This window comes from Streptomyces sp. NPDC005302 (assembly GCF_040607345.1).
In the GTDB taxonomy this organism is placed as follows: domain Bacteria; phylum Actinomycetota; class Actinomycetes; order Streptomycetales; family Streptomycetaceae; genus Streptomyces.
In genome coordinates, this window is the sequence record NZ_JBEXGN010000007.1 from 261582 (window position 1) to 287378 (window position 25797).

At 73.1% G+C, this 25797-nt stretch carries 23 protein-coding genes; 7 read left to right on the forward strand and 16 right to left on the reverse strand.

All coding sequences use genetic code 11. From position 1 onward, the window contains the following. Nucleotides 1-493 precede the first annotated feature (493 nt). The 7 genes from pheT to infC all read right to left on the reverse strand — a co-directional run bounded on the left by pheT (nucleotide 494) and on the right by infC (nucleotide 8016). Entirely contained in the window at nucleotides 494-2998 is a 2505-nt protein-coding gene (gene pheT, locus ABZT74_RS13655) for a phenylalanine--tRNA ligase subunit beta (protein ID WP_356434751.1), read from the reverse strand. After that, complete coding sequence (gene pheS, locus ABZT74_RS13660; RefSeq protein WP_355865832.1) at nucleotides 2998-4125, reverse strand: phenylalanine--tRNA ligase subunit alpha; 1128 nt, start codon at nucleotides 4123-4125, stop codon at nucleotides 2998-3000. The genes pheT and pheS overlap by 1 nt, the downstream gene beginning before the upstream one ends. Before the next feature lie 182 nt (nucleotides 4126-4307). Next, nucleotides 4308-5483, reverse strand: a complete 1176-nt coding sequence (locus ABZT74_RS13665; protein ID WP_356175986.1) for an ATP-binding protein — start codon at nucleotides 5481-5483, stop codon at nucleotides 4308-4310. A 53-nt stretch (nucleotides 5484-5536) separates the two neighbouring features. Continuing rightward, the gene (locus ABZT74_RS13670; protein WP_355865826.1) at nucleotides 5537-6397 is read right to left on the reverse strand and encodes an RNA methyltransferase; all 861 of its coding nucleotides are present in this window, start codon (nucleotides 6395-6397) and stop codon (nucleotides 5537-5539) included. Between the two features lie 106 nt (nucleotides 6398-6503). Beyond that, nucleotides 6504-6887, reverse strand: coding sequence for a 50S ribosomal protein L20 (rplT, locus tag ABZT74_RS13675; protein ID WP_024494113.1), 384 nt, complete (start codon nucleotides 6885-6887; stop codon nucleotides 6504-6506). A gap of 95 nt (nucleotides 6888-6982) precedes the next feature. Then, nucleotides 6983-7177 carry a 50S ribosomal protein L35 gene (rpmI, locus tag ABZT74_RS13680; RefSeq protein WP_073499621.1) on the reverse strand — a complete coding sequence of 65 codons (195 nt, stop codon included), beginning with the start codon at nucleotides 7175-7177 and terminating at the stop codon, nucleotides 6983-6985. Nucleotides 7178-7284: 107 nt separating this feature from the next. Continuing rightward, a complete protein-coding gene (gene infC / locus ABZT74_RS13685; protein WP_356434874.1) occupies nucleotides 7285-8016 on the reverse strand; it encodes a translation initiation factor IF-3 in 732 nt (243 codons plus the stop codon). Between the two features lie 392 nt (nucleotides 8017-8408). On the opposite strand from infC, the gene ABZT74_RS13690 reads away from it, so the two are divergent. Beyond that, nucleotides 8409-8765: a DUF1844 domain-containing protein gene (locus ABZT74_RS13690; protein WP_164371095.1), complete on the forward strand. Its 357-nt coding sequence runs from the start codon at nucleotides 8409-8411 to the stop codon at nucleotides 8763-8765. Nucleotides 8766-8775: 10 nt separating this feature from the next. Here ABZT74_RS13690 and ABZT74_RS13695 read toward each other — a convergent pair whose 3' ends face one another. Next, nucleotides 8776-9507: an SseB family protein gene (locus ABZT74_RS13695; protein WP_356434756.1), complete on the reverse strand. Its 732-nt coding sequence runs from the start codon at nucleotides 9505-9507 to the stop codon at nucleotides 8776-8778. A 149-nt stretch (nucleotides 9508-9656) separates the two neighbouring features. Here ABZT74_RS13695 and ABZT74_RS13700 point away from each other — a divergent pair, with 149 nt between their 5' ends. Further along, nucleotides 9657-10637 (forward strand): serine hydrolase, encoded by a 981-nt coding sequence (locus tag ABZT74_RS13700; RefSeq protein WP_356434759.1) that lies wholly within the window; start codon nucleotides 9657-9659, stop codon nucleotides 10635-10637. A 48-nt stretch (nucleotides 10638-10685) separates the two neighbouring features. Here ABZT74_RS13700 and mycP read toward each other — a convergent pair whose 3' ends face one another. Both mycP and ABZT74_RS13710 read right to left on the reverse strand, forming a co-directional pair. After that, on the reverse strand, nucleotides 10686-11963 hold the full coding sequence (gene mycP, locus ABZT74_RS13705; protein WP_356434762.1) for a type VII secretion-associated serine protease mycosin: 1278 nt from the start codon (nucleotides 11961-11963) through the stop codon (nucleotides 10686-10688). Next, complete coding sequence (locus ABZT74_RS13710) at nucleotides 11960-12778, reverse strand: hypothetical protein (protein WP_356434765.1); 819 nt, start codon at nucleotides 12776-12778, stop codon at nucleotides 11960-11962. The genes mycP and ABZT74_RS13710 overlap by 4 nt, the downstream gene beginning before the upstream one ends. A gap of 1006 nt (nucleotides 12779-13784) precedes the next feature. Here ABZT74_RS13710 and ABZT74_RS13715 point away from each other — a divergent pair. Next, entirely contained in the window at nucleotides 13785-13949 is a 165-nt protein-coding gene (locus tag ABZT74_RS13715) for a hypothetical protein (protein WP_356175969.1), read from the forward strand. A gap of 984 nt (nucleotides 13950-14933) precedes the next feature. Further along, the gene (locus ABZT74_RS13720) at nucleotides 14934-16136 is read left to right on the forward strand and encodes an amino acid deaminase/aldolase (protein ID WP_356175966.1); all 1203 of its coding nucleotides are present in this window, start codon (nucleotides 14934-14936) and stop codon (nucleotides 16134-16136) included. Between the two features lie 9 nt (nucleotides 16137-16145). Here ABZT74_RS13720 and ABZT74_RS13725 read toward each other — a convergent pair whose 3' ends face one another. The 5 genes from ABZT74_RS13725 to ABZT74_RS13745 are packed head-to-tail and all read right to left on the reverse strand — an operon-like array spanning nucleotide 16146 to nucleotide 21970. Then, complete coding sequence (locus tag ABZT74_RS13725; RefSeq protein ID WP_356175964.1) at nucleotides 16146-17072, reverse strand: DUF2510 domain-containing protein; 927 nt, start codon at nucleotides 17070-17072, stop codon at nucleotides 16146-16148. 28 nt (nucleotides 17073-17100) lie between these two features. Next, complete coding sequence (locus ABZT74_RS13730; protein WP_356434768.1) at nucleotides 17101-18375, reverse strand: haloacid dehalogenase-like hydrolase; 1275 nt, start codon at nucleotides 18373-18375, stop codon at nucleotides 17101-17103. Between the two features lie 27 nt (nucleotides 18376-18402). Next, nucleotides 18403-19194 (reverse strand): 3-oxoacyl-ACP reductase, encoded by a 792-nt coding sequence (locus tag ABZT74_RS13735; RefSeq protein ID WP_355865798.1) that lies wholly within the window; start codon nucleotides 19192-19194, stop codon nucleotides 18403-18405. Further along, nucleotides 19191-20591 (reverse strand): aldehyde dehydrogenase family protein, encoded by a 1401-nt coding sequence (locus tag ABZT74_RS13740; protein ID WP_356434771.1) that lies wholly within the window; start codon nucleotides 20589-20591, stop codon nucleotides 19191-19193. The genes ABZT74_RS13735 and ABZT74_RS13740 overlap by 4 nt, the downstream gene beginning before the upstream one ends. Before the next feature lie 8 nt (nucleotides 20592-20599). Then, complete coding sequence (locus tag ABZT74_RS13745) at nucleotides 20600-21970, reverse strand: glutamine synthetase family protein (protein ID WP_355865793.1); 1371 nt, start codon at nucleotides 21968-21970, stop codon at nucleotides 20600-20602. A gap of 77 nt (nucleotides 21971-22047) precedes the next feature. On the opposite strand from ABZT74_RS13745, the gene ABZT74_RS13750 reads away from it, so the two are divergent. After that, a complete protein-coding gene (locus ABZT74_RS13750; protein ID WP_356434774.1) occupies nucleotides 22048-22785 on the forward strand; it encodes an FCD domain-containing protein in 738 nt (245 codons plus the stop codon). Between the two features lie 131 nt (nucleotides 22786-22916). Continuing rightward, the gene (locus ABZT74_RS13755) at nucleotides 22917-23597 is read left to right on the forward strand and encodes a gamma-glutamyl-gamma-aminobutyrate hydrolase family protein (RefSeq protein ID WP_356434777.1); all 681 of its coding nucleotides are present in this window, start codon (nucleotides 22917-22919) and stop codon (nucleotides 23595-23597) included. 30 nt (nucleotides 23598-23627) lie between these two features. Here the strand turns inward: ABZT74_RS13755 and ABZT74_RS13760 are convergent, their stop codons facing one another. Then, a complete protein-coding gene (locus ABZT74_RS13760; RefSeq protein WP_355865784.1) occupies nucleotides 23628-24551 on the reverse strand; it encodes a LysR family transcriptional regulator in 924 nt (307 codons plus the stop codon). 70 nt (nucleotides 24552-24621) lie between these two features. On the opposite strand from ABZT74_RS13760, the gene ABZT74_RS13765 reads away from it, so the two are divergent. Beyond that, complete coding sequence (locus ABZT74_RS13765; protein ID WP_356434780.1) at nucleotides 24622-25773, forward strand: TDT family transporter; 1152 nt, start codon at nucleotides 24622-24624, stop codon at nucleotides 25771-25773. The last annotated feature ends 24 nt before the right edge of the window (nucleotides 25774-25797 follow it).

A 25797-nucleotide genomic window follows, 5' to 3' on the forward strand; every position in this document is an offset into this window, starting at 1 on the left:
CACCCCGGCCGAGGCCGGTGACCCGGCCGGGCCTGCGGAGCCGGTGGCCGAACCGCGTACGGGGGCCGCCTCCACGCAGCACCCGGGCGAAGCCCACCCTCAGCCGGCCACCCCGGCGCCGCGGCCCCGGGACCGCCCGGACCGGCTCCCGTGCATGCGTCGGGGGCGTCACCCCGCGGGGAGCCCCAGCCTTGATACGGATCATGCCGATTGGCCCCCCAATAGGCCCCGACAGCGCAGACGGCCTCGGCGAGACCGGTCCGATTCTGTCGACCGCACGCCCGATCGGGCCAGATCGTCCGGACATGTCACCCGAATGAGTGAGGTGTCTTCGGACACCCGCACCCCGCGTATCAATGCAGGCAGGGGCCTTGCCCGGCCTCACGGAGAGGGCGGGCTGGGCCCCTGGAAAAAGGGGGCGGGGAGCGGTGCGCCCGGCCGCGGGACGACCCGCGGTCCGGCACACAGCTCCCCGGCACGACCTGCTGGGCCGTCAGGCCCCGCGCAGCACCGCTCCCGTGCGCTCGGTGGCCAGCGCCACCGCCGCGTCGCGGGCCGCGGAGGCCTCGTCGACGGTGAGCGTCCGGTCGTCGGCACGGAAGCGCAGCGCGTACGCCAGGGACTTGCGGTCCCCGCCGAGCTGCTCGCTCTCGTACTCGTCGAACAGCCGGATGGACTCGAGGAGTTCACCCGCGCCCTCACGCAGCGACGCCTCGACGTCCGCGTGCGGTACGGCCTTGTCGACGACCAGCGCGACGTCCTGGGTGGCGACCGGGAAGGTCGAGATCTTCGGCCCCTTGGGGTGGCCGGAACTCGCCTCCTCCAGCACGTCCAGGTCCAGTTCCATCGCGCAGGTGCGCGCGGGCAGACCCAGCGCCTTCAGCACACGGGGGTGGAGTTCACCGGCGTATCCGATGACCCGCCGCGTGCCGTCCACGACGACCGCGAGCTCGGCGCACCGGCCGGGGTGCCACGGACCGTACTGGCCGGAGCGGACGAGGAGTTCGGTCCCCGCCTCGCGGGCCAGGATGCGCGCGGCCTCGATCGCGTCGGCCCAGTCGGCCGGGCGACCCCTGCCCCACCAGCCGGCCTGCTCGCGGGCGCCCGCGAGGACGACGGCGGCGTGCCGGGGCTGGACGGGCAGCGCGGCGGTCAGGGACGCGATCTCCTCGTCGGTGGGACGGCGGTCGACGGGCAGCCGCCCGGCGACACGCAGCTCCGCCCGGGGGTGGAAGACCAGGCCCGTCTCGAAGAGCGCGAGGTCGTGGCTGCCGCGTCCGTCGTTGCGGCGCAGGGCCTGCAGGAGGCCCGGCAGCAGCGTCGTACGGAGCGCGGGCTCCTCGTCGGAGAGCGGGTTGACCAGCCTGACGACCTTGCGGTTCGGGTCGTCGTCGGCCAGGCCGAACTGGTCGAGGACCTGCTCGCCCATGAACGGGTAGTTCGGCGTCTCGACGTATCCGGCACCGGCGAGGGCGCGGCCGGCACGGCGGTGCAGGCGCTGCCGGTCCGTGAGGCCGAGGCCCGCCGGGGGCTTGGGCAGCGTGGAGGGCAGGTTCTCGTAGCCCTCCAGCCGGATGACCTCTTCGGCCAGGTCGTTCGGGTCCGTCAGGTCGGGCCGCCAGGACGGCACGGTGACGATCAGCTCGTCCTGGCCGTAGACGTCGCAGCCGACCTGCTGGAGGCGGCGGACGACGGTCTCGCGGCCGTAGTCGACACCGGCCACCTTGTCCGGGTGGTTCGCCGGAATGGTGATGCTGTGCGGCGCGGACGGCGCGATCACCTCGGTGACCCCGGCCTCGGCGGTGCCGCCGGCGAGAAGGACGAGCAGGTCGACGGTCCGCTGGGCCGCCGCGGAGGCGGCCTGCGGGTCGACGCCGCGCTCGAAGCGCTTGGACGCCTCGGAGGCCAGCTTGTGACGGCGGGCCGTGCGCGCGATCGAGATGGCGTCGAAGTGCGCGGCCTCGACGACGACCTCGGTGGTGGTGCCCTCGGTGTCGTCGATCTCGGTGTTGGCGCCGCCCATGACGCCCGCGAGGCCGATGGGGCCGCGGTCGTCGATGATCACCAGGTCCTCGGCGTTCAGCGTGCGCTTGACGCCGTCGAGGGTGGTGAGCTTCTCGCCCTGCTCGGCCCGGCGCACACCGATGGCGCCCTGGACACGACCGCGGTCGTACGCGTGCAGGGGCTGGCCGAGCTCCAGCATCACGTAGTTGGTGATGTCGACGGCCAGCGAGATCGGGCGCATGCCGGCCTTCTGGAGGCGGCGCCGCAGCCAGATCGGGGAGTGGGCGTCGGGGTCGAGGCCGGTCACCGTACGCGCGGTGAAGCGGTCGCAGCCCATCGGGTCGGAGACCCGCACCGGGTAGCCGAACGCGTTCGGGGCCGGTACGTCGAGCAGCGCCGGGTCGCGCAGCGGCAGGCCGTACGCGATGGCGGTCTCACGGGCGACGCCGCGCATCGACAGGGCGTAGCCGCGGTCGGGTGTGACGGCGATGTCGAGGACCTCGTCGACGAGCTGGAGCAGCTCGATCGCGTCGGTGCCGACCTCGGCCTCCTGCGGCAGCACGATGATGCCGCCGGAGCCGTCGTCGCCCATGCCGAGCTCGTCGCCCGAGCAGATCATGCCGTGCGAGGTCTTGCCGTACGTCTTGCGCGCGGCGATCGCGAAGTTGCCGGGCAGGACGGCGCCGGGCAGCACCACGACGACCTTGTCGCCGACGGCGAAGTTGCGGGCGCCGCAGACGATCTCCTGGGGCTCACCGGTGCCGTTGGCCGTGCCGACGGCGACGGTGCAGAAGCGGATGGGCTTCTTGAACTCCGTCAGTTCCTCGATGGTGAGCACCTGGCCGACGACCAGGGGCCCCTTGAGGTCGGCACCGAGCTGCTCGACGGTCTCGACCTCGAGGCCGGCCGAAATGAGCTTGGCCTGGACGTCGCGACCGGTCTCCGTCGCCGGCAGGTCGACGTACTCCCGCAGCCAAGAAAGCGGGACCCGCATCAGATCTCCATCCCGAACGGCCGGGTGAACCGGACGTCACCCTCGACCATGTCTCGCATGTCTTCGACGCTGTGGCGGAACATCAGCATCCGCTCGATACCGAACCCGAAGGCGAACCCGCTGTACTTCTCCGGGTCGACGCCGCACGCGACGAGCACCCGCGGGTTGACCATGCCGCAGCCGCCGAGCTCGATCCAGCCCTCGGACGAGCAGGTCCGGCAGGGGCGGTCGGGGTTGCCGACGGACTCGCCCTTGCAGACGTAGCAGAGCATGTCCATCTCGGCGGACGGCTCGGTGAAGGGGAAGTAGTTCGGGCGCAGCCGGGTCTTCATGTCCGAGCCGAAGAGCGACTGGACCATGTGGTCGAGGGTGCCCTTGAGGTCGGCCATGGTCAGGCCCTCGTCGACGGCGAGCAGCTCGATCTGGTGGAAGACCGGGGTGTGCGTGGCGTCGAGCTCGTCCGTGCGGTAGACGCGGCCGGGGCACACGACGTAGACGGGCGGCTCCCGGTCGAGCAGGGCGCGGGCCTGCACCGGGGAGGTGTGGGTGCGCAGCACGACACCGGACTCGTCGCCCTGCACGCCCTTGGGGCCCTGGACGAAGAAGGTGTCCTGCATCTGCCGGGCCGGATGGTCCGGGCCGAAGTTCAGGGCGTCGAAGTTGAACCACTCCGCCTCGACCTCGGGTCCCTCGGCGATCTCGTATCCCATGGACACGAAGACGTCGGCGACGCGCTCCATCATGGTGGTCAGCGGGTGCCGGGCGCCGGCGGGTACACGGTCGTACGGCAGCGTGACGTCCACCGCCTCCTCGACCAGTACGCGCGCGTCGCGCTCGGCCTCCAGCTCGGCCTGGCGGGCGGCGAGGGCCTTGTTCACGGCGCCCCGGGCCTGTCCGACGAGCTTGCCGGCCGCGGCCTTGGCCTGCGGGGGCAGTGCGCCGATCTCGCGGTTGGCGAGGGCCAGCGGAGAGGTGCCGCCGGTGTGGGCGACCTTGGCCTCCTGGAGCGCGTCGAGGTCGCCGGCGGCCGCGAAGGCGGCGAGCGCCTCGTCCCGCATGCGCTCGATCTCTTCCGGTTTCAAGGCCTCGACCTCTACAGGGTCGTACGACTTATTAGGTGCCGACATCTCTTCCCGTGCTTCCGGTTGGCTGGCTGAGGGTCCCCGTCACCGACTCGGAGACGAATCGTCCGCAGATGAGAGGACGCAAAGGTGCCAAAGGCCGAGTCTAACGGGGGTGGGGGCCTGCCCAGGACTGGGCGTCCTCGCGGTGCTCCCGTGCGGATGAGCCCGTGGGGTCCGCCGCGGCGTCAGAGGAGATACGCCGGGGTGCCGACGGGCAACGTAAATCGGAACTCGGCTCCCCCGCCGGGGGCGCGGCCGACCGTGATCGTGCCGCCGTGGGCTTCGACGATGCCCTTGACGATGTAGAGCCCGAGGCCGGTGCCACCGCGCTTGCTGCCCCGCCAGAAGCGGGTGAAGACGCGGTTCATGGACTCCTCCGGGATTCCGGTGCCCTCGTCGCTCACGGTGACCGACGTGACGGCACTCGCCGGGCCCTCCTCGTCCGCCCGCTCACGCGGGGAGGCCGAGGGCGCCACGTCAATGGTGACGGTTCCCTCGCCGTGCCGCACCGCATTTTCGATCAGGTTGCTCAGCACCTGGTCGACCTTGTCGGGGTCGGCCCACAAGTCGGGCAGCGGCTGCTCGATGCGCAGCAGGAAACGGTCGGCGGGCTGGCCTGAGGCGACGTACGCCTGGATGTGGCGGCCGACGGCGACACCCATGTCGACGGGCTGGCGGCGCAGCTCGAGGCGTCCGGAGTCGATGCGGGAGATGTCGAGGAGTTCGGCGATGAGCCGCGTGACGCGGTTGGCGTCGGCGTCGACGGTCTCCAGCATCAGCTTCTTCTGGTCGTCCGTGAAGCGTTCCCACTTGGCGAGCAGGGTCGCGGTGAAGCCCTTGACGGAGGTGAGCGGCGAGCGCAGTTCGTGGGCGACCGTGGCGATCAGCTCCGCGTGGCTGCGCTCGGTGCGGCGGCGGGCCTCGGTGTCGCGCAGCGAGACGACGACGCGGCGGACGGGTCCGGTGGGCCGGGTCCGTACGTAGCGGGCGGCGACCAGGACCTCACGGCCGCCGGGGAGCAGCAGGTTGCGCTCGGGCTGGCCGTTGCGGATGGCGAGGCCGCCGTAGGGGTCGGTCAGCTGCCACCACCGGCGGCCCTCCAGGTCCTCCAGGGGCAGTGCCGTCTCCAGACGGCGGCCGAGGGCCCGGTCGGCGGGGACGGCGGTGATCCGCGCGGCGGCGGCGTTGAAGCAGATCACGCGGCCGTGCTCGTCGGCGACGACGAGTCCGTCGGGCAGGTCGTCGGGGTCGACGCCGGTGCCGGCCTTCGGGTCGGCGCCGTCATCCGGCCGGGACGCGGGGGTGCCGCGCACGTCGCGTGCTCGCAGCGCGCTGTGCGCACCGCCCGTGCCGACACTCATCCCCGTACCCCACCTCTCGTCTGGCGCAGAGGGCCCCCGAGCCCGTCACCCTACTAGCTGTCGGTGACGGAGCGGCACCCTGTGGAGGCTCGCTGTGCACGGGCCGACGCGTAGAGACATACGGCCGCGGCGGTGGCGAGGTTCAGACTCTCGGCCTTTCCGTGGATCGGGACGCGCACGACGGCGTCGGCCAGCGCCCGGGTCTCCTCGGGGAGCCCCCAGGCCTCGTTGCCGAACACCCAGGCGGTGGGTCCGCCCATGGTCCCCTTGTCGAGCTCGTCGTCGAGGTCGTCGTCGCCCGCTCCGTCGGCGGCGACGATCCGGACGCCCGCATCCTTCAGGCCCGCGACGGCCTGTTCGACGGGGACGCCGACGGCGACGGGCAGATGGAACAGGGACCCCACGGAGGCGCGGACGGCCTTGGGGTTGTAGAGGTCGACGGAGGCGTCGGTGAGCACGACGGCCTCGGCGCCCGCGGCGTCGGCGCAGCGCAGGACGGTGCCCGCGTTCCCGGGGTCGCGGACGTGCGCGAGCACGGCGACGAGGCGGGGCCGGGCCTTGAGGACGTCCTCGAAGGGGGTGTCGAGGAAGCGGCAGATCCCGACGAGGCCCTGCGGGGTGACCGTGGTGGAGATGTCGGCGATGACCTCCTCCTCGGCGAGGTGCACGCGGGCGCCGGCGTCGCGGGCGGCGCCGACGATGTCGGCGTACCTCTCGGCCGCCTCGACGGTGGCGAACAGTTCGACGAGGGTGGCGGTGCCGGAGGTGCGGTGCGCGGCGGCCTCCCGTACGGCCTGCGGCCCCTCGGCGAGGAAGAGCCGCTCCTTGCCCCGGAAGTTCCGCCTGGCGAGCCGGCGGGCGGCGACGACACGCGGCGAGCGCGGGGAGATCAGCTCGGGGGCGGCGGGGGGCATGGGGTCACCTTCACGTTGCAGGGGGAGTTGCTGCCGCAGGGAACACGACGGACCCGCAGGCGAAAACCTGCGGGTCCGGTGACATCCGGCGAGGCCGGCGTCGGTGTCAGGCGGCCTTCGGCGCGTTGACGTCCGACGGGAGGGCCTTCTGCGCGACCTCGACGAGCGCGGCGAACGCGTTGGCGTCGTTGACGGCCAGCTCGGCGAGGATCTTGCGGTCCACCTCGATGTTGGCGGCGTTCAGACCCTGGATGAGGCGGTTGTACGTCATGCCGTTCTGGCGGGCCGCAGCGTTGATGCGCTGGATCCACAGCCGACGGAAGTCGCCCTTGCGCTTCTTGCGGTCGTTGTAGTTGTAGACCAGCGAGTGGGTGACCTGCTCCTTGGCCTTGCGGTACAGGCGCGAACGCTGACCGCGGTAGCCGGAGGCCGCCTCGAGGATTGCCCGGCGCTTCTTGTGGGCGTTGACTGCCCGCTTGACGCGTGCCACTTGTTAACTCCTTGTAGCGGGGCCGTGGTGGGACTCACACGGCCCGAATTCGATGGGGTCCCGGTCCTGACGTACGGCGCCTGGGCGCCGGTACGTCACTTGCCGAGAAGCTTCTTGATCTTCTTGGCGTCGCCCGGGGCCATCTCGGCGGTGCCGGTGAGACGACGGGTCACGCGGGACGACTTGTGCTCGAGCAGGTGGCGCTTGCCGGCGCGCTCACGGAGCACCTTGCCGGAGCCGGTGATCTTGAAGCGCTTGCTGGCACCGCTGTGCGACTTGTTCTTCGGCATAGCGCCGTTCTCTCCTCGTCAGTGGCGCTCCGGTGCCCGGTCGGCATGACCGGGCACGGTGGAACGTCATATGTATCGATTGACATCCCGGGGCGTGAACCCTGGGATCAGGCCTCGGCGGATGCCTCGGCCGGAGCCTCGGTGGACTCGGCCTCGGTGGACTCGGCCTCGGTGATCTCGCCCTCGGCGATCTCGCCCTCGTCCAGCTCACCCTCGGCGGCGTTCTGCGAACGGCCGGGGTTGGCCTTCGCGTCGGCCTTGCGAGCCGCCTGGGCCTCACGGGCCTCGGCCATCGCCTCGGTCTTCTTCTTGTGCGGACCGAGAACCATGATCATGTTTCGGCCGTCCTGCTTCGGGTTCGACTCGATGAACCCGAGGTCCTCCACGTCCGTGGCGAGCCGCTGCAGCAGTCGGTAGCCGAGCTCCGGCCGGGACTGCTCGCGACCACGGAACATGATCGTGATCTTGACCTTGTCGCCCTGCTTGAGGAACCGGACGACGTGACCCTTCTTCGTGTCATAGTCGTGCGGGTCGATCTTCGGCCGGAGCTTCATCTCCTTGATGACCGTGTGCGCCTGGTTCTTGCGCGCCTCACGGGCCTTCATGGCCGATTCGTACTTGAACTTGCCGTAGTCCATGAGCTTGCACACGGGCGGACGTGCGCTCGCCGCCACCTCGACCAGGTCGAGGTCGTACTCCTGAGCGAGCTCAAGGGCCTTGGCAAGCGGAACAATCCCGACCTGCTCGCCGCTGGGACCGACAAGTCGTACTTCGGGAACACGAATCCGGTCGTTGATGCGGGGCTCGGTGCTGATGGATCCTCCTCGGTTGCACCACACGGCGGTCTGGCGGACAGCCGCGTATGTCTCTGATGACACGTGGACCAACCGTCGTGGGACATGAAAAATGCCCCGGACGGGACACAGGCGGGGCTCCAAGGACTACCGGAACACCGCCGCGTCAACCGCGGGGCGCGCATTCGGGCGACTCCACCGTCCGTACGGAACGGTGGCGGCCGCCTGACCGGGTGACCCGCCGTCCCGGAGGACAGTCAGGTGGGAGATCGGAGCCTCCACTTGTGGGCCGAAGCGCATACGTCTCCGGCCGGTCGTTACACAAGGTTAGCAGTTCCGCCGGGCACGCGCTAACCGGCGGCCTCCCGGCCGTCCCGCACCCGGGGGGAACACTCCCGCGGGCGGGGGCGTACACGCCGGGGCCTATCGTGGGAGGCATGAGTGACACCCCTCCCCAGAACCCCGACTTCGACACCATGACCCGCGACATCGCCGAGGTCCCCGCGGTCGAGGTCATCGTGACGGTCGCCGTCAACCTGATGAGCGCCGCCGCGGTGAAGCTCGGTCTCACCGAGGAGGGCGACGAGCACAAGGACCTGGACGAGGCCCGCAAGCTCGTCACCGCGCTCGCCGGACTCCTCGACGCGAGCACCACCGAGATCAGCTCGTTCCACGCGGCCCCGCTGCGCGACGGCCTGAAGTCGCTCCAGCTCGCCTTCCGCGAGGCCTCCCTCGTCCCGGACGAGCCGGGCCAGGGCCCGGGCGAGAAGTACACCGGGCCGGTCTACGGCTGACCCGTCCCGCTCAGCGGCGCACGTACAGGGGCTCGCCCGGTGGTGTCGCCCCGGCCGGCAGGAGTGCCAGGTCGAGGCCGCGGACCAGGCGGGCCCTCAGTGTCTCGTCGGCCGCGAGTCGCTCGGCGACCGCACGGGCGGCCTCAGCGGGGGCGGCCGAAGGGTCGAGCACCAGGGCGAGGGTGCCGTCGGCCCCGCCGGGGCCGAGATGGGCGCGGACCACCCGGGGCTCGGCGGCGACCGCGGCGCGTACCGCCTCGACGACGGCGGGATCGGCCAGCGGTTCGGCGGTCGTACGGCCCTCGGCGAGCGCGAGCAGGGCGGAGCCGGTCAGCTGGAAGGCGACGGGCCCGGCCAGGTCCAGCACGATCGTGTCGGCCTTCTCGTGCGCCGCGGCCTCCAGCACCTGACGCAGGGGTACGGCGACGGGGCGGGCCGCGGGGTCCCAGCGGGCCAGCGAGTCCGTGGACGTGAAGGCGGGCAGCGCCGTACGGTCCCCCGCCTTGAGGGTGGGCACCGCCATGTCACTGGTCTTCTCGTGGCGCAGACCGTTCTCGTCCTCCTCGACCTCGCCGAGGACCGCCACCACCGGCACGAGCAGCCGGGCGTCCTTCAGGGCCTCCAGGACCGGCGGCACGGCGGTACGGTCCGCCGACCAGGCGGCGAGCGCCGCGCTCAGCCGGGGATCGGCGGAGCCGTCGTCGTCGGGGAAGCCGGAGTCGGGAATGTTCTTGTTCGCCACGGTCCCTGACCCTATCGGGGGGATGCTGTTGCGGTTGTGCGGGCCTCGAAACCCGGCGGTGACCGGATTCACGGGTTTCTCAGTCTTCGCTGACACAGCTCTAACACGCGTCTAACCGGGCGCACAGTCGGGCCGTCCAGCATCGCGGCATGGACCGTCACAGATCCCGCGGACGCCGCGCCCGGCCCGTCCGGCGCACCTCGCTCCTCTGCACCGCGGTGGCCTCCGCCGTACTGGTCGGCGTCACCGGAGCCGGGACCGTGTACGTGCAGGCGCATGCGCACGACGGCAAGGGCCTCGTATCGTCGGCGTCCTCGGCGTCGGCACTCCCCTCGGCGTCGTCGTCGGCCGGTGAGGAGGCGTCGGTGGAACCCGTGGCGGAGCCGTCGGTGGACCGGGACGCGCTGCTCGCGAAGGCGATGAAGAAAGCGATGAAGTCGGTGACGGTGGCGGACGGCGCGAAGGTGTCGGTCGCCGTCCTCGACCTCGGCTCCGGCGAGAGCGCCGGATACGGCGACGGCACCTTCGACACCGCGAGCATCGTCAAGGTGGACATCCTGGCCGCGCTGCTGCTGCGGGCGCAGGACGCGGACCGGCACCTCACCGTCCAGGAGAAGGCCTACGCCACCACGATGATCGAGAACAGCGACAACGCCTCGGCGTCCGCGCTGTGGGCCGCGATCGGCCGGGCGGACGGCCTCGACGCCGCGAACAAGCGCTTCGGGCTGACCGGGACGAAGGGCGGCGACGGCGAGCTGTGGGGGCTGACACAGACCACGGCAGGCGATCAACTGACCCTGTTGCAGCAGGTGTTCGGGGACGACTCGGAACTCGGCTCGGCCTCCCGGGACTATCTCCAGGGGCTCATGGGGAAGATAGCGACCGGTCAGCGGTGGGGGGTGTCGGCCGCGGCGGACGGCACGCGGTGGGCCCTGAAGAACGGGTGGTTGCCACGGACCGCGACCGGCCTGTGGGACATCAACAGCGTCGGGCGCGTGACCGTCGACGGCCACGACTACCTCGTGGCGGTGCTGTCGGACGGCAACTCCACGCAGGCCGAGGGGATCTCGCTGGTGGAGGCGGCGTCCAAGGCGGCGATGGCCGCCTTCCAGGACTCCGGGGAGAAGTGAGCGGCGGGCAGCGCCGCGGGCGGGCCCGCGGCCGCTGATAGAGCCGCTCTACCGCCGGCCGAACGGGAGCGCGCCCTTGCGTCCGCGCCACACGACCACGGCCGCCGCCAGCAGGGCGAGGCCGAGGGCGCCCGCGAGCGGGCCGGCCCAGTCGGCCGGTCCGCCGTCGTCGTCCGAGGTGTCGGGTCCGGGACCGAAGTACTTCCGGCCGTACGCGGCCGAGGTGAGGCCTTCGGGCTTGAGCCGCCCGCCTGCCTCGATGGCCGCGGCCGGGTCGATGAAGCCGAAGCCGCGCGCGTCGTCACGGCCTCCCGAGGGCACGTTGCGCGCGGTGTCCTCCAGGAGCTGCTTGATCTGCGCCGGGGCGAGGCCCGGGTGGGCGGCCCGGATGAGCGCGACGGCGCCGGAGACGAACGCGGACGCGGCGCTGGTGCCCCAGCCTTCGTAGTACCGGTCGTCCGGGTCGGCGATGACGACGTCGACGCCCGGGGCGCTGACAGTGGCGTACCAGCGGCGGGTGGAGAACGAGGCGCGTGTTCCGTAGCGGTCGACGGCGGTCGCGGCGATCACCCCGGGGTACGCGGCCGGGTAGGAGATGTGGTCCCCCTTCTCGCCGCCGTTCCCGGCGGAGGCCACGACGGCGACGCCCTTCCTCAGCGCGTACTGGACGGCTTCGTCCTCGGCGGGTTCGGGGTGCGCGGACTTGGAGTCGTCGCCGAGGGAGAGGTTGATGACGTCGGCGCCGTGGTCGGTGGCCCAGCGGATGCCCTCGGCGAGCGCGTTGCCCCGGGTGGTGCGGGCCTTGGAGCGGGCCGGGTCGGCGTCTTCGAGGATGACGCGGACGGGCAGGATCCTGGCCTCGGGCGCAATGCCCATGACTCCGTCGGCGTCACCGGCTCCGTGGCCGTGACCGGCGATGATGCCCGCCATGGCGGTGCCGTGCCGTGCCCAGGCCCGGTCGCCCCGGCTCGCGCCGAAACCGACCATGTCCTTGCCGGTGAGGACGCTGCCGCTGAGGTCCGGGTGCCGGGCGTCGACGCCGGTGTCGAGGACCGCGACGGTGATGCCCTTGCCCTTGGTCGTCCGCCACGCCTGCTGTGTGTGCATCGCGTCGAGGCCCCACTGCTGGGCCCGTATGCCGTCGGCGTGGGCGGCGGCCGTGGGCACCAGGGCGAGGGAGGCGGCGAGCAGGACGCTGAGCGCGGCGGACCGGCGGGAGAGCCCGGGACCACGGACTGCCGGGGCGCGGAAACGGCGGGCCCGGCCGGCGGCGATCCGTGCGGGGGCGGCGGAGGCGGCGTGGACGGGAACGGTCTCGCGGTTCATGACGGCTTCTCCGTGGCCGGGGTGACGGTCTTGCGGAGGCTCCGCTCCACCCGGTCGGCCAGCCCCTGTGCCTCGTGGCCGAGTCCGGCCTGGGCCGGGGCGGTCGTCGCCTCGGGCTTCATGGCGTCGGCGGCGGGCTGCGGTGCGGTGACCGTACGTCCGTCGGCGAACCCGGAGACGGCGAACACGACGACCGGGGCGTCCGTGAGGACCGACTCGGTCCAGGACGCACGCTGGGCGGCGCCGAAGTCCTCGGCCGGGGTGCCCTTGGCCGGGTAGGTCCGGGGCATCAGGTCGGTGCGCCGGTCCAGGCCCTCCTTGCCGAAGCGGGCCTTCAGCGCGGTCATCGCCGCCGCGTCCGCCTTGGTGAACAGCAGGCCGACGGTGGTGACGTGGCTCAGGGTCGCGTCCACGTAGGTGGCGCGCAGCAGGCGCAGGCAGCCGACGGGGGCGAGGGCCTTGCGCAGCAGCGGGTCGAAGGCGTTCGCGCAGCCGGTGTCCGGGGCGACGGCGATCCGTGTCCAGACGCGGTCGGAGCCGCCGGGGCCCGCTCCGTCGCCCCGCACGGTCGGCGGGAAGAGCTGGTCCACGGGGACGCTGTGCCAGAGTTCTCCGGCCGCGGCGAAGGCGCCGCGCGATCCGGGGGCGTCCGTGTCGTCGCCGGTGAGCCAACTCCCCGTCACGGCACCGCCGATGAGGCCGAGTCCGAGGACGACACAGGCCGCGGCGGCGGCGTTGCGCGTCCGGGGCCGCCCGAAGAACGGACGGGCCGGTGCGGGGGCGTCCCCGTAGGTCTCGGGCTCGGCGAACGACACGAAGGGGCGCTCCGCGCCCGGGGCTCCGCCAGGAGGGGCCGGGGTCGGCGGCTGCGGGGGGAGCGGGTCCGCGGCGGGGGCGGGGGGATTCTCCGTACGGATGGGTCGCAGCCGTCGGGTCGTCTCCGCGGGCCGCTCACCGGGAGCGGCGGGACGCCCTGGAGCTCCGGCCCGCGACGGCTCGGCCGGGTGCGGCACCCGGCCGCCGCGCGGGGAGTCCTCGGTGGCGGGGGGCGTGTCCGGGAAGCGTGCGGTGGCCGCGGGCGGCGGCGGGGTCATCGCCCCCGGACGCAGCCGCGGGAAACGCGGGGACTCCTGCCCGGACGCCGGGGACACCTCGCGATCCGTGCCGGACTCCCGCCCGTACCGCTCCTGCGGACGCTCCGGAGCGGCCTGTTCCGCCGTCGGGCGCGGGCTCCCGGCCTGTGACGGCACGGACGAATCCGCACCCTGGGGCGGGCCGGCGGGACGGGGCGGGATCCCCGCACCGGGGTACGGCACGTCCTGCCGCGACCGGGACGCGGCGCCCTGACCGGGGGCCGACGCGTTGCGGGACGTCGCCCCCTGGCCCGGGGCCGAAGGGTTCCCGAAGTCGGCGTTCCCGCGGGACGAGGAGAAGTCCGGCGACGACGGACGGCGGGCCTCGGTGTCCCGGCCGGGAGAAGACGAGTTCCTCGATGCCTCGCCCTGACCGGGGGACGAAGGATGGCCCGACGTCGCGGACTGGCCCCGGGCCGACGGCTTCCCCGAGTCGACACTCCAGCCGGCTGACGGGGAGTCGCCGGATACCGCGCCCCGGCCGGGGGCCGACGCGTTGCGGGACGTCGCCCCCCGGCCCGGGGCCGAAGGGTTCCCGAAGTCGGCGTTCCGGCCCGTCGAGGAGAGGTCCCGGGGTGCGGAGTTGTCGTCCGGCGACGACGGACGGCGGGCCTCGGTGTCCCGGCCGGGAGAAGACGAGTTCCTCGATGACGCGCCCTGACCGGGGGACGAAGGATGGCCCGATGTCGTGGACTGGCCCCGGGCCGGCGGCGTCGCGGAGTCGACGCTCCGGCCGGCCGACGAGGAGTCGCCGGATACCGCGCCCCGGCCGGGGGCCGACGCGTTGCGGGAGGTCGCCCCCTGGCCCGGGGCCGAAGGGTTCCCGAAGTCGGCGTTCCCGCCGGACGAGTAGAGATCCCGGGGCGCGGAGTCGTCGTCCGGCGACGACGGACGGCGGGGCTCGGCGCCCTGCTCCGGGACGGAGGGCGTTCGGGGTGCGGCGCCCCGCCCGGCGGAGGAGGGGTGGACGGTGGACCGTTCCTTCGCTTGCCGGGGAGGGGGTTCGTCGGACCATGACTCCCCCTCGATCGGAGGCGCGTAGCCGCGTCCGGACGCCGTGCCCCCGGTCGACGGCGAACTGCGCTCGGACTCCCATGCCTCGCCGCCCGCCGGAAGCCGTTCCGGGCGCGGCGGTGTCGAGGGGCCGGGCGGGGACGTCGGAACCGGCGGTGCCTCAGGACCCCGGGTACCGGGGACGGGCGGCGGGCCGGCCGGCATCGGCGGGGACGTCACGTCCGGCGGGGTCACCGGAGCGGGCGGGGTCGCCGGGCGCTGCGGGACCGGCGGGAAGCCGGACGAGGGCGAGGCCTGCGCGGGTACGGCGGGTCCCGAAGGCGGTGCGTAAGGAGGCCCGGAGAACGACGAAGGCGGTGCGTAGGGGGGCGCGGGGGGTGTCGTCGAGGGAGGCGCGTACGGAGCGGGGGGCGAGGACTGCGGGGGCGCCTGCGTCCCGGCGGGTGCCGGAGTGTCCGTGGGCTCCGGGCCAGCTTCCGGGTGCGGCGGGTGCTCGGACGACGGTGGGCCGGAGGGACGCGGCGGAGGGGCGGCGCGGCGCGCTTCCGTGCTCATGCACCCCCCGTTTCCTCGTACCGGGCTGCCGGCCCTCGCGGAGTCCATCCGGGCCGTTCCTTCGCGGAAGGGGCCCGCCACGAGCACGCATACCCGTACCGGTGGACCGTCACCCCGGGCAGGGCCCGTCGGGGCGAGGTCGTTCCTCCCCGCGTCCGCGTCACTCTACGGGTTGACGCGCGTCCGGAGGGAACCAGTCCGAAGCCCCGGGGCATCTGCCCGGAACGTCCCCCTACCCTGCGGTAATCGAGTCTGGCAGGCTGCGTGCATGACTGCCCGTGCCGCCGACAGGGCCCGCTACGACCGGGCCACCGCTCACCTCGACGCACCCGTCGCGATCGTGGACCTGGAGGCCTTCGACGCGAACGCGGACGATCTCGTCCGCAGGGCCGGCGGCAAGCCGATCCGGGTCGCCAGCAAGTCCGTGCGCTGCCGCGCCCTCCTGGAACGCGTCCTGGACCGGGACGGCTTCGCGGGGATCATGTCCTTCACCCTCGCCGAGTCGCTGTGGCTGGCCAGGTCGGGTTTCGAGGACGTCCTGCTCGCCTACCCGTCGGCCGACCGCAAGGGCTACGCCGAGCTGACCTCCGACCCCAAGCTCGCCGCCGCGGTGACCGTCATGGTCGACGACCCGGCACAGCTGCGGCTCATCGACGAGGCCCGGCAGGGCGGCACCGAAGTGGTACGTGTCTGCCTGGAGTTGGACACCGCGCTGAAGCTGTTCGGGGGCCGGGTCAGGGTCGGGGCGCTGCGCTCACCGCTGCACTCCCCCGCCCAGGTCGCGGACCTGGCCCGGGCGATCAAGCGCGCACCGGGGTTCAAGCTCGTGGGGATCATGGCCTACGAAGGGCACATCGCGGGTGTCGGCGACTCCGTCGCGGGGCGGCCGCTGCGGTCGCGGGCGGTGCGGCTGATGCAGGCCACGGCCCGCAAGGAGCTGGTCCAGCGGCGCGCGGAGGTGGTCCGCGCGGTACGGGCCGTGGAGCCCGACCTGGAGTTCGTCAACGGCGGTGGCACCGGCAGCGTCCAGCACACGGCTGCCGAGGACGCGGTCACCGAGATCGCGGCGGGGTCGGGACTCTACGTGCCGCGGCTCTTCGACAACTACACCTCGTTCAGCGGCCGTCCGGCCGCGCTGTTCGCCCAGCCGGTCGTGCGGCGGCCGGGTGTCGGGATCGTGACGGTGCTGGGCGGCGGCTATCCGGCGTCCGGTGCGGCGGGCCCCGACCGGTTGCCGGTCCCCCACCTCCCGGAGGGGCTGGCGTACGACCCGCAGGAGGGCCCGGGCGAGGTGCAGACCCCGCTGCTCGGATCCCCGGCGGACGATCTGCTCATCGGCGACAAGGTGTGGTTCCGGCACGCCAAGGCCGGTGAACTGTGCGAACGGTTCGACACGCTGCACCTGGTCGAGGGCGACACGGTGACGGCTGCCGTGCCGACCTACCGGGGTGAGGGGCACACGTTCCTCTGAGCCGCCCGCTCAGTTCGACGGGCCGATGCTGCTGCCCACCCCGCCGCCCGCGTCCGTGCCGCCGACGGACCGGATCCCCCGGGTGATCCGGTCCATGTCGGACAGCGGCGGCCCGTCCGCGCCCGCGTCGAAGGCGAACCGGACGATGACCAGGGCCTGCGTGCCGACGCTGGACGGGAAGGCCAGCGACTCGACGTAACCCCCGGGCCCCACACCGGTCTTGACCTTCCAGCGCACGAAGTACCCGGCGCGCCCCGCGACGGCGACCGAGCCCGCCTTGACCAGGGTGTGCGAGGTGACGCCCCGGAAGGGCCGGCTGCCGAGCAGGTCACGGTCGTAGACGCTGTCCATCGCGTCCTTGATGTCGCCCTGTGCGAGGGTCTTCGGGGAGGTCACGTCGGTGGCCGTGGCCGTCCGCGAGCTGACCTGGCCGTGCCGGCACAGGCCGGGGTCGCCCGGACAGTCGTAGGTGCCCGGGGTGGTCATCACCACGTCGTGGTCGGCGACGTACTTCGGCCGGGTCCACCCCGTCCGCAACGGCAGGGTGATGCCGTTGAGCTGGTCCACGACGACGGACGGGTCGCCGGCCGAGGGCGAGGGTCCGGACGGTGTGGGCGTGGGCCCGTCGGTGTCCGCGGGGGACGCGACCGCCGGGGTGGTCTGCGCGGCGGTCTCTCCGTCGCCGTGGCCGAGGCGCAGCAGGACGGCGCCGGTGACGATCGCGGCGACGAGGACGACGGCGGCGGCGCCGAGCGCGACGGCCTTGGCGCGGCCGGAGGCGCCCCCGGGCGGGCGGGTCTCCGGCCGCGCCGGGAGCGGCTGTCGGACGGTCTCGGGCGGACGCCGGTGCTCGGTCCAGGCGGTCCCGTCCCACCAGCGCTCGACGAGCGGGTACGAGGGGTCGCGGTACCAGCCGGGAGGTGGCGTCATGCTCATCCCGGCACTCTAGGACGTGCCGCGACCCTCAGTACACGGTGTCGGCGAGGTCCGGCACGATCGAGCCGTCCGGCCTGCGGAGCGGTCCGAGGGTGCCGTCGGGGGCGGTGTAGGCGCTCGTGGAGCACGGGTAGAGGCCCTGCTTGCGGGGCAGCGGCTCGATGAACATCGGGTTGATCACCCAGCGGCCGTCGGCGTCGTCGTACGCCCGGCACATGAGTTCGTTCTTGTTGCGGTTGATGACGAGGTGCGCGCCCGTGGCGTCCGCGACGAAGGTGACGTCGGTGTCGGCGTCGCCGCCCGCGATCGCGGTCCTGTGGCGGGCGTCCTGCCGCTGCCAGGCCGCCGCGCCTCGCACGCCGTAGATCTCCTGGTTGATCCAGCAGCGCTTGCCGTCGATGTACGGGATGGCCGCGCCGCGGTTCGCGGGGACGTCGCCGCAGCCCTGGTTGCGGGTGGTGATCCGGCCGCGCCGGTCGAGGACGGAGCGGATCGCGATGGTGTGCGCGGCGTCGACGCCGACGCCGCGCGACCAGACCTCGGTGACGGGTTCGGAGCCGGCCGAGACGATGTAGACGTCGAATCCGGCGCGGTGGAGGGTGCGGATGAGGTCACGCTGCTGGGAGTAGTAGCGGACGTACGCGGGGACGGTGTGGGTGCCGAGCGTGCGGGTCGAGCCGACGGGTGCCGCGAGGGCCTCGGCGCGGGCGTGCCGGGCGTACGAGGAGAGTTCGGCGGGGGTGTGTCCGGCGAACAGCTGGGGCACCCAGGCGTACTGGGGGACGGTGCGCCGGTGGTTCCACCGGCCGGCGAAGGCGGCGGCGCCGCTCATGGTGCGCCCGGCCTCGCGGATCTCGAGGATCTCGTCCGTGCAGCGGGGGTTCGTGGCGGTCGGCAGGGGTGTGCCGACCGGGACACCGGTGCCGCAGGCCGTGGTGAGCGCCCGGTCGGCCGCGTCGGTGAGCCAGGCGCTGGTGGCCTTCCAGCGTGCCGGGCGCAGGATCCTGTCGTGCCGCAGGGCCCAGGAGATGGTGGCGTCGGTGACGTCGTTCTTGGTGACCGTGTTGTCCCAGTCGAAGGCGGCGACCGGCCGCCGGCCGTTGCCCGTACCGCCCGCGCAGGTGCCGCGGACGTCGATGACGTCCTGCAGGTGGGCGCGGTTGTCTCCGTACCAACCCCCGGACAGTCGAGGGCAGTTGGGGGCCGCGGACGTCACGGCGGGCGGCGCGGCCGCCAGGAGGGCGGCCGCGGCCAGGGTCCACGCGAGAATGCGCGGGTTTCGTCGGTTCTGTCGGTGTCGCATGACCTGTGGACCGTACCCGGCGAAGGCCTACAGAGGCGTGACGTACGCGCCCGAGATGCCGCCGTCCACCAGGAAGTCGGTGGCGTTCACGAAGGAGGAGTCGTCGCTGGCGAGGAAGGCGACGGCCGCCGCGATCTCGTCCGCCTCGGCGAATCGTCCGACCGGGATGTGCACCAGACGGCGCGCGGCACGCTCGGGGTCCTTGGCGAACAGCTCCTGGAGGAGCGGGGTGTTGACCGGGCCGGGGCACAGCGCGTTGACCCGGATGCCCTCCCGGGCGAACTGGACGCCCAGTTCGCGGGACATGGCGAGGACGCCGCCCTTGGAAGCCGTGTACGAGATCTGCGAGGTCGCCGCGCCCATCCGGGCCACGAAGGACGCGGTGTTGATGATGGAGCCCCGACCCTGGCGGCGCATGTAGGGGATGGCGGCCTTGCAGCACAGGTAGACGGAGGTGAGGTTGACGTCCTGGACGCGCTTCCACGCCTCCAGGCCGGTGTCCAGGATGGAGTCGTCGTCGGGCGGCGAGATGCCCGCGTTGTTGAAGGCGATGTCGACGGATCCATAGGTGTCGTACGCGGTCCTGAAGAGCGCCTCGACCTGTTCGGGGTCGGTGACGTCGACCTGGACGAAGGTCCCGCCGACCTGCTCGGCCACCGCCTTGCCGCTGCGCTCGTCGATGTCGCCGCAGACCACCCGGGCGCCCTCGGAGGAGAGACGGCGGGCGGTGGCGAGGCCGATGCCGCTGCCGGCGCCGGTGATGACTGCGGTACGGCCGACCAGCCGGCGGCAGATGTTCGCTTCGGTCGCTTCGGTCACAGTGCGGGGCCCTCCGTGCTGATGAAGACGTTCTTGGTCTCGGTGAAGGCGGTGAGGGCGTCCGGGCCGAGCTCGCGGCCGATCCCCGACTGCTTGAAGCCGCCGAAGGGGGTCGAATAGCGGACGCTGGAGTGGGAGTTGACGGACAGGTTGCCCGCGCGGACGGCCTGGGAGACGCGCAGCGCGCGGCCGACGTCACGGGTCCAGATGGAGCCGGACAGGCCGTAGTCGGTGGCGTTCGCGAGCCGCACGGCGTCGGCCTCGTCCTCGAACGGCAGCACCACGGCGACGGGCCCGAAGACCTCCTCGACGGCCACGCGCGCGTGGGCCTCGACTCCGGTGAGAACGGTGGGCGCGAACCAGAAACCCGGCCCGCCGGGGGCCTTGCCGCGGATGCCGGGCGCGTCGGCGTCGACGTAGGACCGTACGCGCTCCAGCTGGACCCTGGAGATCAGCGGGCCCATCTGGGTCCGCTCGTCGCCGGGGTCGCCGACGACGACGGACTCGACGGCGGGGGCGAGGAGTTCGAGGAAGCGGTCGTGGACGGAGCGCTGGACGAGGATGCGGGTGCGGGCGCAGCAGTCCTGGCCGGAGTTGTCGAGGAAGGACATGGGGGCGGCTGCCGCGGCGGCCTCGATGTCGGCGTCCGCGAAGACGATGTTGGGGCTCTTGCCGCCGAGTTCGAGGGTGACGCGCTTGAGGAGGGCGGCCCCCTTCGCGAGCACCTGCCTGCCCACGGCCGCCGATCCGGTGAAGACGATCTTCGCGATGCCGGGGTGTTCGACGAGCGCGTCGCCCGCGACGGGGCCGGCGCCCGGCAGCACCTGGAAGAGGTGCTCGGGCAGGCCTGCCTCCAGGGCGAGTTCGGCGAGCCGCAGCGCGGTGAGCGGAGTGGTCTCGGCGGGCTTCAGGATGACGGCGTTGCCGGCGGCGAGCGCGGGTGCGGTGCCCCACGCGGCGATCGGCATCGGGAAGTTCCAGGGCGCGATGACCGCGACGACGCCGAGCGGTTCGAGCAGGGTGATGTCGAGACCGCCGGCGACCGGGATCTGACGTCCGGTCAGCCGCTCCACCCCGCCGGCCGCGTAGTCGAGCAGGTCGCGGACGTTGCCCGCCTCCCAGCGGGCGTTGCCGAGGGTGTGGCCGGCCTCGCGGACCTCCAGCAGGGCCAGTTCCTCGACATGCGCGTCGACGACGGCCGCGAAGCGGCGCAGCAGCCGGGCACGGTCGCCCGGCGCGAGGGCGGCCCAGCGGGCCTGTGCCGTCGTGGCCCGCGCGACGGCGTCGGCGACGTCCTGGACGGAGGCGGCCGGGACGGTGGCGAGGACCTCCTCGGTGGCGGGGTTCAGCACCTGGAGCTCGTGGTCGTACGGGGGTGAGGTGTACGGGTACGGCACGGGGGTCCTCACATGCGTTCGAAGGAGCGGCGCAGCTCCCAGTCGGTCACCGCGGCGTCGAAGGCTTCCAGTTCGACGCGCGCCATGTTGCGGTAGTGCGCGACCACCTCGTCGCCGAAGGCGGCCCGGGCGATGGGGCTGTTCTCCCAGAGTTCGGCGGCCTCGCGCAGGGTGGTGGGGACGTGGTCGTACGCGGAGGTGTACGCGTTGCCCGCGCACGCCTCGGGCAGCTCCAGCTTCTGTTCGACCCCGTACAGGCCGGCCGCGACGAGTCCGGCGACGGCCAGGTGCGGGTTGACGTCTCCGCCGGGCAGCCGGTTCTCGAAGCGCATCGACCGGCCGTGGCCGACCACGCGCAGGGAGCAGGTGCGGTTGTCGTACCCCCAGGCGACGGCGGTGGGCGCGAAGGAGCCGGGCTGGAAGCGCTTGTACGAGTTGATGTTGGGCGCGTACAGGAGCGAGAAGTCGCGCAGCGCGGCCAGTTGTCCGGCGAGGAAGTGGCGCATGACCTCCGACATGCCGCCGGGGTCCCTGGCGGAGCCGGCCATCACGTTCGTGCCGTCCGCGTCGGCGAGGGAGAGGTGGATGTGGCAGGAGTTGCCCTCGCGCTCGTTGTACTTCGCCATGAAGGTGAGCGAGACGCCTTCCTGGCTGGCGATCTCCTTGGCGCCCGTCTTGTAGACGGCGTGCTGGTCGCAGGTGACGAGGGCCTCGTCGTACTTGAAGGCGATCTCGTGCTGGCCGGGGTTGCACTCGCCCTTGGCGGACTCGACGGTGAGGCCGGCGGCCTGCATCTCGTTGCGGATGCGGCGCAGCAGGGGTTCGATACGGCCGGTGCCGAGGACGGAGTAGTCGATGTTGTACTGGTTGGCCGGGGTGAGTCCGCGGTAGCCGGTGTCCCAGGCGTGTTCGTAGGTGTCCTTGAAGACGATGAACTCCAGCTCGGTGCCGACCTGGGCGGTGTAGCCGAGTTCGGCGAGGCGGTCGAGCTGGCGGCGCAGGATCTGCCGGGGTGCGGCGACCACCGGGGAGCCGTCGTTCCAGGCGAGGTCGGCGATGAGCAGGGCCGTGCCCTCGTTCCACGGGACGCGGCGCAGGGTGCCGAGGTCGGGGTGCATGGCGAAGTCGCCGTAGCCCCGGTCCCAGGACGACATGGCGTAGCCGTCGACCGTGTTCATGTCGGTGTCGACGGCGAGGAGGTAGTTGCAGCCCTCGGTGCCGTGTTCCAGGACCTCGTCGAGGAAGAAGGGTGCGGCGAAGCGCTTGCCCTGGAGCCGGCCCTGCATGTCGGGGAAGGCCAGGACGACGGTGTCGATCTCACCGGCCGCCACGAGAGCGCGCAGTTCTTCGACGGCGAGCGGGGGTGTGCGGTCTGCCACCGGAAAAGCCTCCTTGGGTCAGCCGAGAGCCATAAGGTATTGCCGAGAACCATTGCTTGGGAAGGGGGCGCGACCGGATGACAGGGGCGGAAGCCGGCCGTGGGCCGGAGGACCGGCTGACGCCGGTGCTACGGCCGGTGCGGGCGGGCAACGGTTTCGAGGAGGCGCTGGAGCAGATCCTCCAGATCGTCCGGCTGGGTCTGGTGCCGGGCGGTGAACGGCTGCCCGCCGAGCGGGAGCTGGCGGAGCGGCTCGGGATCAGCCGGGTCACCCTGCGCGAGGTCCTGAAGGTGCTGCAGGACCAGGGCCTGGTGGAGTCGCGGCGCGGGCGGTACGGCGGCACGTTCGTGCTGGCGCGGGCGGAGGCGCCGGACGAGCACGAGCTGCGCCGCCGGGTCGCCTCGGTCGACATCGAGGACGTCCTGCGCTTCCGCGAGGTCCTGGAGGTGGGAGCGGCCGGACTGTGCGCGGCGCACGGCCTCGGCGCCGAGCAGGCGGACCGGTTGCGCGTCGCGCTCGCCCGTACCGCCGACGCGCCGCTCGCCGACTACCGGCGGGCGGACACCCTGCTGCACCTCACGCTCGCGGAGCTGAGCGGCTCGCCCTCCCTCACCGCCCGCTACGCGGCCGTCCGCGCCTCCGTGAACGACCTGCTGGACTGCATCCCGCTCCTGGTCCGCAATCTGGAGCACTCCCAGCGCCAGCACACGGCCCTCGTCGAGGCGGTCCTCGACGGGGACGCGGACGGGGCGCGGGAGATGACGCGCGAACACTGCGCGGGGACGGCGGCGCTGCTGCGCGGCTTCCTGGCGTGAGCGGGCGGGCCGCGAGGTCCACGCGTCCCTCTCCCCTCCCGGCAAAAGGTATGAGACCGTTCCATTGAACTCCGTCGACGTCCGTCGACTTCCACGGGCGTCGTGGCGACCCGGATCCGAGGGAGAACCGCGTGGGCAGGCCGCTGATCGGTGTGAGTACGTATCTGGAGACCGGGGCCCGCTGGGGCGTGTGGCACCTGGAGGCGGCACTGCTTCCGGCCGCCTATCCGCGGCTCGTGCAGCGGGCGGGCGGACTCGCCGCGATGCTGCCGCCGGACGATCCGGCGCGGGCCGCCGAGACGGTCGCCCGGCTCGACGGGGTGGTCGTGGCGGGCGGCGCCGACATCGACCCCGCTCGGTACGGCGCCGAGCGCTCCCCGCGCACGGGCCCGCCCGCCCATGAGCGGGACGCCTGGGAACTCGCCCTGATCCGGGCCGCGTTGGAGTCCGGCACACCTCTTCTGGGCATCTGCCGGGGCCAGCAGCTCCTGAACGTGGCCCTCGGCGGCACGCTCGTCCAGCACCTCGACGGGCACGTCAAGGAACCCGGCGTCTTCGGTGACCACGAGGTGACACCCGTGGCGGGGACGTTGTACAGCGCTCTCGTACCGGAACCCTGCGAGGTCCCGACCCACCACCATCAGGCGGTGGACCGCCTCGGGGAGGGCCTGGTGGTCTCCGCGTACGCCGCGGACGGCACCGTGGAGGCGGTCGAACTCCCCCGCCCCGGCTGGGCCCTGGGGGTCCAGTGGCATCCGGAGATGGGCGAGGACCTGCGGGTGGTGCGGGGGCTGATCGAGGCCGCGGGCTGAACGGGTGCCCGCCACGCCGTTCTTGGCCCCCTACGCGCCCCGCGTCAGGGACAGCAGGTCTCGGGCCGGGCCCGTGGGCCGGTGGCCGGTGGGCCAGACGGCGCGGAGGTCACGCGCCAGCCGGACGTCCGCGAGCGGGATACTCACCAGCCGCCGCCCGGACAACTCCTCCCCGAGGGCGAGTTCGCTGAGCACGGCCGGCCCCGCGCCACTCACGGCGGCCGCCTTCACCGCGGTGGTGGAGGACAGCTCGATCAGCGGACGCGCGAGCCCCCCGAGCGCGGCGTCGAGCACCTGCCGCGTCCCCGACCCCTCCTCCCGGAGGATGAGCGGCGTGTCCGCCAGCTCGGCGGCGGCGAGCGGCGCGCGGCGGCGCGCCCAGGGATGCCCGGGTGCCGTGACCACGATCAGCCGGTCCCGCGCGATGACGGTGGCGTCGAGCCCGGTCGGTACGGCGAGCCCCTCGACGAATCCGAGGTCCGCCTCCCCGGCGAGGAGCCGTTCGGCGACGGAGGCCGAGTTCCCCGCGCGCAACGACACCGCCGTGTCGGGCCGCTGCGTGCGCAGGGCGATCAGCCAGCCGGGCAGCAGGTACTCGGCGATCGTCATGCTCGCGGCCACCCGCAGCCGCGAGTCCCGCCGGTCCCGCAGCGCCTGCGCCCCCGCGTCGAACGCCTCGGCCGCGTCGACCACCCGGCGCGCCCAGTCGGTGACGAGGGCTCCCTCGTGGGTGAGCCGGGAGCCGCGCGGTGAACGGTCCACGAGCGCCACGCCGAGCTGGCGTTCCATCGAGCGGATCCGGCTGCTGGCGGCCGGCTGGGTGATCCCCAGCTCGCGTGCGGCGCGCCCGAGGCTCCCGAGCCGCGCCACCGCGAGCAGCAGTTCCAGCGCGCCCAGATCGGGCACCCGGTGCGCGATACCGAGTCCGGCCCGTTCCTCAGCACTGCTACTCATAAACCCAGCTTATGTCCTCATAGGCGCAAGCTCCCTGGTGGGGGGCGCGGGCACGCGCGACCGTGGGGTCATGGTCACCGCAGCCCAGCCCTTCTCCTCCGACCCGGCGGGCGCCGTCCGCGCCGCACGGTCGCCCCGCGCCACTCGGGACCGGGCCGTCGCCGCGGTCCGTCATCTCGGCCCGAACTGGTACGCGTCGGTGATGGGGACGGCGATCGTGGCGACGGCGGGCGCGGGACTGCCGGTCCAGCCGCCGGGTCTGCGCACGGCCTGCGCCGTGGTGTGGGCGCTGTCGCTCACGATGCTGGTGGCACTGCTCGCCGCGCGTGCCGTGCACTGGAGGCACCACCCCGACCAGGCCCGCGCGCATCTCCTCGACCCGGCGACGGCCCCGTTCTACGGGTGTCTCGCGATGGCGCTGCTCGCCGTCGGCGGCGGGACCCTGGTGGTCGGCGCAGACTGGATCGGAACAGGGGCGGCGGTCGCCGTGGACGCCGTGCTGTTCACCGCCGGTACCGCGCTCGGGCTCGCCGCCGCGGTGGCCGTCCCGTACCTCATGGTCGTCCACCACCGCATCGAGCCCGGACAGGCGTCCCCGGTGTGGCTGCTGCCGCTCGTCGCCCCCATGGTGTCGGCCGCCCTCGGCCCGCTGCTGGTGCCGCATCTGCCGGCCGGGCAGCCCCGGGAGACGCTGCTCCTCGGCTGTGTCGCGCTGTTCGGGCTCAGCCTGCTGGCCGTTCTCGTGATGCTGCCGATGGTGTTCGCCCGGCTCGTCACCTCGGGTCCGCTGCCCCTCGCGATGACCCCGACGCTGTTCCTGGTGCTCGGCCCGCTGGGCCAGTCGACGACCGCGGCGGGCAAGTTCGCCGACGTGGCTCCGGGCGCGCTGTCCGCTCCGTACGACCGGGGCTTCGCCTTCTTCGCCGTCCTCTACGGCGTCCCCGTCATGGGGTTCGCGCTGCTGTGGCTGGCGCTGGCCGTCGCCCTGGTCGTCCGGGCCCGCCGCCGGGGCATGGGCTTCGCGATGACGTGGTGGGCGTTCACGTTCCCCGTGGGCACCTGCGCGACCGGTGCGGAGAGCCTGGCCCGGCACACCGGCCTGGCCGCCTTCGACGTCCTCGCCGTCACGCTCTACGTCCTGCTGGTGGCCGCCTGGTCGGCGGCCGCCGTCGGCACCGCCCGGGGCCTGATCAGCGGCCGGCTGCTCGCGGCGCCGCGGTGAACGGGGTCTCTCGGGTCGCACCGC

What these genes read in the sequence shown, in the direction of transcription:
- ABZT74_RS13665 (WP_356175986.1), bottom strand. Translation starts at nt 5,483, where the DNA reads ATGAGTGTCGGCACGGGCGGTGCGCACAGCGCGCTGCGAGCACGCGAC.
- ABZT74_RS13690 (WP_164371095.1), top strand. Translation starts at nt 8,409, where the DNA reads ATGAGTGACACCCCTCCCCAGAACCCCGACTTCGACACCATGACCCGC.
- ABZT74_RS13750 (WP_356434774.1), top strand. Translation starts at nt 22,048, where the DNA reads ATGACAGGGGCGGAAGCCGGCCGTGGGCCGGAGGACCGGCTGACGCCG.
- ABZT74_RS13725 (WP_356175964.1), bottom strand. Translation starts at nt 17,072, where the DNA reads ATGAGCATGACGCCACCTCCCGGCTGGTACCGCGACCCCTCGTACCCG.
- pheS (WP_355865832.1), bottom strand. Translation starts at nt 4,125, where the DNA reads ATGTCGGCACCTAATAAGTCGTACGACCCTGTAGAGGTCGAGGCCTTG.
- ABZT74_RS13760 (WP_355865784.1), bottom strand. Translation starts at nt 24,551, where the DNA reads ATGAGTAGCAGTGCTGAGGAACGGGCCGGACTCGGTATCGCGCACCGG.
- ABZT74_RS13700 (WP_356434759.1), top strand. Translation starts at nt 9,657, where the DNA reads ATGGACCGTCACAGATCCCGCGGACGCCGCGCCCGGCCCGTCCGGCGC.
- ABZT74_RS13765 (WP_356434780.1), top strand. Translation starts at nt 24,622, where the DNA reads ATGGTCACCGCAGCCCAGCCCTTCTCCTCCGACCCGGCGGGCGCCGTC.
- mycP (WP_356434762.1), bottom strand. Translation starts at nt 11,963, where the DNA reads ATGAACCGCGAGACCGTTCCCGTCCACGCCGCCTCCGCCGCCCCCGCA.
- ABZT74_RS13730 (WP_356434768.1), bottom strand. Translation starts at nt 18,375, where the DNA reads ATGCGACACCGACAGAACCGACGAAACCCGCGCATTCTCGCGTGGACC.
- rpmI (WP_073499621.1), bottom strand. Translation starts at nt 7,177, where the DNA reads ATGCCGAAGAACAAGTCGCACAGCGGTGCCAGCAAGCGCTTCAAGATC.
- pheT (WP_356434751.1), bottom strand. Translation starts at nt 2,998, where the DNA reads ATGCGGGTCCCGCTTTCTTGGCTGCGGGAGTACGTCGACCTGCCGGCG.
- ABZT74_RS13670 (WP_355865826.1), bottom strand. Translation starts at nt 6,397, where the DNA reads ATGCCCCCCGCCGCCCCCGAGCTGATCTCCCCGCGCTCGCCGCGTGTC.
- ABZT74_RS13720 (WP_356175966.1), top strand. Translation starts at nt 14,934, where the DNA reads ATGACTGCCCGTGCCGCCGACAGGGCCCGCTACGACCGGGCCACCGCT.